Below are 6,449 nucleotides of genomic sequence, written 5' to 3'. Positions count from 1 at the left end.
ATGAAAGCCTTTCTGACCTCGAAAAAGTAATCGAAATGGGCTTTAAAGAAGGATTCAGCATGGCACTCGAAAACCTTGACCAGTACATTGAGGCAAAATTTATGCTTCGTGAGCAAAACAAAACCTCAAATAAGGCCAGAGTAACAAGCTATTTGAATTTTGATGGCAAAGCCGAAGAAGCATTTTTGTTTTATAAAAAGGTTTTCAAATCAGAATTCATTGGCAAAGGGATTCAACGGTTTGGCGATATACCGGCTGATAGTCAGCACCCACCAGTGGACGCAAGTATCAAAAATATGATTTTGCACGTAGAGCTACCTATCACTGGTGGCCATGTTTTGATGGGCACTGATGCCCCGAAAGAAATGGGTTTTACACTAAGCAAAGGCAATAATATGCACTTGTGTATCGAGCCAGAAACGAGAGAAGAAGCCGACCGATTATTCAACGAACTTTCGGTTGATGGAAACGTGACAATGCCAATGGCTGATATGTTTTTTGGAGCATACTTTGGTGAATTTTCTGACAAATACGGAATAAATTGGATGATAAATTATCAGAATAAATGAGCAATCACAAAAGTATATTATTTTAGTCTTTGAGCATAAATTTAAGTAATAAGATTTATATAATCGACAATTCTATAAATAGCTAAGAGGCTGTTTATAAGCCCATTAACTTTCTGTGGACTTGTCGACTATTGACCGTAGACTACTTAAAAGTGTGCGTTCGGAATCAACAATTACTTTTGTTTTGATTCCGAACGCACTTTCATTAAACAAATCGAGAAAAACTCTCACTTTTCTACGAAACCTTATTGAGCGATAAATATTCCGATGGCGAAACGTTGTATTTTGCTTTGAAGGCTCTCGCAAAATAGTTCGGATTCGAGAATCCTACCGAATAGGCAATCTGCGAAATCTTCATATCGTTTTTCTGTAAGAGCGATAAGGCTTTTTTCAGTTTCAACGACCTTACGTATTCAACTGGGCTTTCACCTGTGAGATTCAACACTTTTACGTATAGTGTACCACGGCTGACAAACATCGCTTTGCTCAATTCCTCAATTGAAAGATTTGGATTTTCGATGTTTTCTTCCACATAACGAGTGATTTTTAATAGAAACTTCTCATCTTCCGAGATTGTCTCTACTTCTGGCTTCTCAATTTGGATGTGTTTACTGTACGTATTTTTTAGTAAACTATTTAAACTAAGTAGGTTTTCAATTTTAATATTCAATAAATGAAAACTAAATGGCTTGGTCAGGTAGTCGCTGGCACCTGCACCCAAACCTTTAAGCTGTTCGGTTTCTTCCGATAATACTGTGAGCATAATGATTGGAATGTGCTTGGTTCGGCTATCACTCTTAATTTTTCGAACCATTTCAATGCCGTCCACCACTGGCATGTTCACATCACTGATAATAAGCTGCGGGTGGCTCGACAATGCTTTTTGCCAGCCTTGCTTACCATCGGCAGCCTCGATTATTTTGTATTTATTTTTCAAACTTTCAACCAAATAGGCTCGTAAATCGGCATCGTCATCTACAATCAAAACGATTGGTTTTTCAATTTTTGGTGGTTCATTTTTCGCAAAACTCTCGACAGCGTCTTCACTTTCGTGTAAAACAATAGAATTAGATTGCTGAAAACTAATGGGTTGCAAAGGCAGAGAGATGATAAAGGCACTGCCAACTCCTTCTTCACTTTCTACTTTTATGGTTCCGCCATGAAGTTTTACAAATTCTTGGGCAATTGATAACCCGATACCACTTCCTTGATTCAAAATTTCGACATTGTTTTCGGCTTGGAAGAAACGTTCAAATATTTTATCAGTCAATTCGGCAGGTAGGCCGATTCCTGTATCTCGCAAAATCATTTTTATACCAGTTTCGCCCTCGGCCGTAATTTGGAGGCTTACGTTGCCACCTTCGTTGGTGAATTTTATGGCATTTGAGAGTAAATTTATCAGTATTCGCTCCAGTTTATCTTTATCGAACGAAGTATTATAATTGCTAAACGCACTTACAAAATGTAAGGCAATGTTTTTTCTAACGGCAATGTATTTGAACGAATCAACGATTTCTTGAGTAAATGTTATCAAATCTCCTTCGGTTTTATGGAGTGTTAGCTCATTATCTTCGATTCTTCTGAAATCAAGTAATTGATTGACCAAATTGAGCAGTCTTTTGGCGTTTCGACTAATGAGGTTGAGCATTTCTAAGCGTTCGGTGTCTTTTTCATGAAACATCAAGTTTTCAATCGGATTCAACACAAGTGTGAGCGGCGTTTTGAGTTCATGAGAAAGATTGGTAAGAAACTTGATTTTAACTTTTTCGAGTTCCATTTTCTGCTCGGCTTCATGGCGTTCTTTTTCGATTAAATGATTCATTTCTAAGCGTTCTTGCTTTCGCATAAATTCATTTTCTAAGCGTTGAATCGAACTACGGCGAATTGCCCAGACTGCCAGTACAACAAGTAATATGTAAAAAAAGTAAGCGTAGTAAGTACGCCAAAATGGAGGTTTAACGGTTATTTCAATAACTTTTTCGGGAGTTTCCCATGAGCCATCTTCGCTGTGTGCTTTTAGTCGAAAAGTATAAGTTTTGGGGTCTAAGTTGGTGTAAACGGCCGTGGTATTGGTGCCCACTTCGTTCCATTCTTTATCAAAACCATCAAGTTTATATGAGTATCTGTTTTCGTGCGGAGCAGTATAATTTAGGGCAATGAAATCAATTGAAAAGTTTTGTTTATAACTCAAAACAATTTCTTTAACAGTTGAAATATGCTCAGTAATCTCGGTATTTTCGACAGGATTAGCCTGTTTATTATTAATTTTCAAGTTGGTTGTAACCAAAATAGGAATCCTGTTTTTTGGGACAATGCTGGCCGATTTGAAATAATTAAAGCCATCGAGGCCCCCAAAAAATAGAGTTTTATCTTTTGTGATCAATCCCGAACCAATATTAAATGTGCTTTGTTGAACACCGTTGTAGTGCGTAAAATTTCGGAAAACTTTTTTATTGACATCGAAAGAACTGATTCCTTTATTGGTACTTACCCAAAGTTTGCCTTTTTCGTCTTCCAATATTTTATAAATAACCTGATTCGATAAAGAATAACTTTCATCGAAGCATTCGAAAGATTTTGTGTTAGGTTTATATAGGCACAGGCCACCGCCCAAAGTACCAACCCAAACTTTGCCTGTGTGGTCGCAATAAATGGTTTGAACTCGGTCCATCGGTAGGCCGCTATTGCCCGAATTAAGTACTTGAAAACGATTTTGTGTTGGGTTGTAGATTGCCACACCTGTGCCATTCGAACCAAACCAAAAATTACCCGATTTATCTTGTTCTATAACCGTAATAAAGCTATTTAGCGGAATTTTTTCGCCAGGCTTTAAACCAAAGATCTGTTCGGTTGATTCTAACTGATTCGTTTCGGGGTCGAAACGATAAATAGAATTGCCATTTGTTCCTATCCAAGTTTTGCCGCTTTTGTCGGTTTTAAAACAATTAATTGCCACATCACTGGCGTCGTTGCTATTTTTGGGAATGTATAAATAACGAGAAGCTCCCGTGCCAAGATTAATGTTATATAAACCAGCTTGATAGGTCCCCACCCAAAGATTATTTCCTGTACATTCCAAGGCTATGATTGATGAATTGTTGGCTCGTTGTTGGGGCAATCTGAAAGGTTTTATTTGCCCAGTTTTTCGGTTAAAAATATTCAAGCCAGTTCCTTCAGTTCCGATAAATACATCACCAGTAGGGCTTTCAGTAAACGACATTATTGAACTACCAGTTAAACCATTAGGGTCGAAGGGTTTGAATTGTTTGTGATTAAAAAAAGCCAGATTGGCGTCATATTTATTAATACCAACTTGATAAAACGCTACCCAATAAATACCAGCATTGTCGATGTAAATATCTCTGACCGAACGTCCGTATGTGTTTGGAGTGAATCCATTTTGCTCAGCTAGGGTACTTTTAACTCTGTTAACAATTCCGGTTGATGGATTTAGAATATCAAGATTACTTTCTGTACCTACCCAAATTTGACCACTTTTATCAAATGCAATTTTATGGATGTGATTATTTGAAAGAGTGCTTGGGTCATTTTTATCAGATTTGAATGTAGTGAAACTATTTCTGCTGACCCCATTCATTACATTGAGCCCACCTTTACCTGTACCAACCCAAATTCTACCATTTTTGTCTTCAGCAACACATGTTATTTGATTATTTGAAATGGCATCGGGCCGAGTTGGGTCGCTCAGAAATCTATCAAATTGGTCTTTTTTCTTATCGTAAAGATGAAGTCCGTTGTCGGTTCCTACCCATACATTATTTCTACTATCCTCGAAAACACACTTAATAATATTTGAAGTAAGTTTAGTTTTATTATTAATGTCAGCCTTAAAGGCCTTCACTTGCTTTGTGATTGGGTCGAACTGAAAAAGCCCGTTATATGTGCCAACCCAAATTTTACCCGACTGCTCGGCACAAAGACTAATAATCCAGCCGTATTTTGAGAAATCATAATTGATAAATGAATCTAAATTAAGATTATAAACCGACAACGTAAGGTTAGTTGCAAGCCAGATGCGACCTGCTTTGTCTTGTGTCATGGCTATCACCGGACCTCGACCGATACTCGTAGTATCTCGGTTTTTGTGCTGATAAGCAGTAAACTTCTGTCCATCAAAACGGTTGAGCCCATCTTCGGTGGCAAACCACATGAAACTATTTTTATCTTTAATAATAGCATTGACCAAATTTGAAGTTAGTCCGTTTTTGCTACTATAATTGATAAATTTATATTCGATTTGCTGTCCTTGAGCCCAATGAATAACCCCTAAAAGAGCAAATAAAATGTATGAATTTCTCATTTTTACTGAATTAATCTTTCGATATTCCAAAGATAGATATGTGTCTGCTATCTCGCACTACTTAATTGTATGATTATCAAAAATTTAAACTACACAGGTAGAGTGTTTTACAGAAACAATCCCCCAGCATTTTATCAGAATGTGGGGGATTAGTATATTAGTGTAGATGATTTATGGGAATTATTTCAAATTTGCTTTGAGAGCTTCTGCTACATACGAATAAGCTAATTTTCTTACGTATTGTTGATTCCAAAGTCCAACTGGCTCGTCGGCTCTCCAACTCGAATTGGCTGGGCTATCCAACGGGCTCCAAATTGTAATACCGTATCGTTGAGCTGCGGGAACAATCTCAAAGTATTTGTCAATCACATATTTATACATTTCGGCCTGTGCTTTGTAGTGGTCTTGGGTAGCCGCCGCAGTTTTTACACCCGCTAAGCCGATATCCATTTCCGAAATTTTAATCAGTTTGCCGGTTGCTGCCAATAATTTAAACATTTCGGCAATTTTTGCTTTATCTGATTTAATATCGATGTGCATTTGAGTACCGATTCCATCAACTTTTGCACCTTTGCTTTCGATGTATTTTACGTATTCGATGAGTCCTTTACATTTATCCAGACTAAATTCTAAGTTATAATCATTGATGAAAAGAATGTCGTTTGGATTGCCGTATTTTCTGGCCAACTGAAAGGCCATTACGCCATAATCTTTACCCAAGTAATCTTGCCAGTAAAATTCATCAGCTTTCAATGTTCGACCTACACCCGTTTTGAGTTCATACGGCTTTCCATCGTCCATTGGTTCGTTTACTACGTCCCACGCTTTTACGTAAGGTTTGCTCACGGCCAACATTCCCGACATCCACTTATCCAAGGTATTGGTGATGAGCGTCTTTTTTACTTCTGGCGACTTTTCTCTGGTTTGTACACTTCCCGTAGCGTTATACTTTGTTAGAGTAATGTTATCGAAATAATAACTCGTGGCGGTTTTACCAAGATTAAACGCAATTGCTCCACACGTAGCCATATCGGCTGTAACGGTAATTTCTTTGGTATAGGTTGTCCAAGTTGGTGTAGCTGATAACGTTCCAAAGAAGTCCCAGTGTTTGTATGCACCTGGTGTTACGTGTGCTTGCGTTGGATAAGAGGCCGAAACATCTGCTCTAATATCCATTTTAAGCGTATATTTTTCGCCCAAAACAGCCGCAGGAGCAAATTTTATGAAAAGTTGAGCTTCCCAGTCATTGGCACGAACACTCGCATTGGTTATTTTCAAGGCTCTTCCAACGCCGTTTGCACCACCGCCAGCAGCCGTGTATGAGGTTACGGCATTGGCATTGGCCTCGAAGTTGGTTGTTGTATTGCCTTCAAAATCATTCGCCGTGATGACATCCCAACCTGGGCCAGTTGATGATAAAACATCGGGGGCAATGACACTTTTCAAATAAGTGGCATTTTGGTTTGCGTGCCAGCAAAGCGTATGCCCGTAAACTGAAACGCCAGCGGTTTTGGCATTTTCGAGTAATCTTGAAACATTATCAAGAGCCAAATTTCCAT

3 protein-coding genes are annotated in these 6,449 nt (G+C 38.3%); 1 reads left to right on the top strand and 2 read right to left on the bottom strand.

Going from position 1 to position 6,449, the window contains the following annotated elements; all coding sequences use genetic code 11:
* Positions 1 to 569 (top strand): VOC family protein (locus ACOVO2_RS12280; protein ID WP_421770259.1); only part of this gene is annotated, 569 nt, incomplete at its 5' end.
* Between the two features lie 235 nt (positions 570 to 804).
* Here ACOVO2_RS12280 and ACOVO2_RS12275 read toward each other — a convergent pair.
* Complete coding sequence (locus ACOVO2_RS12275; protein ID WP_421770258.1) at positions 805 to 4,890, bottom strand: hybrid sensor histidine kinase/response regulator transcription factor; 4,086 nt, start codon at positions 4,888 to 4,890, stop codon at positions 805 to 807.
* 180 nt (positions 4,891 to 5,070) lie between these two features.
* Positions 5,071 to 6,449, bottom strand: a 1,379-nt coding sequence (locus ACOVO2_RS12270; protein ID WP_421770257.1) for an endo-1,4-beta-xylanase, incomplete at its 5' end; no start/stop codon positions are given.

The organism is Emticicia sp. (assembly GCF_049241225.1).
GTDB lineage: Bacteria > Bacteroidota > Bacteroidia > Cytophagales > Spirosomataceae > Emticicia.
Note: the sequence above shows the minus strand (reverse complement) of the source record. Positions and strands in the feature narration are given on the sequence as shown.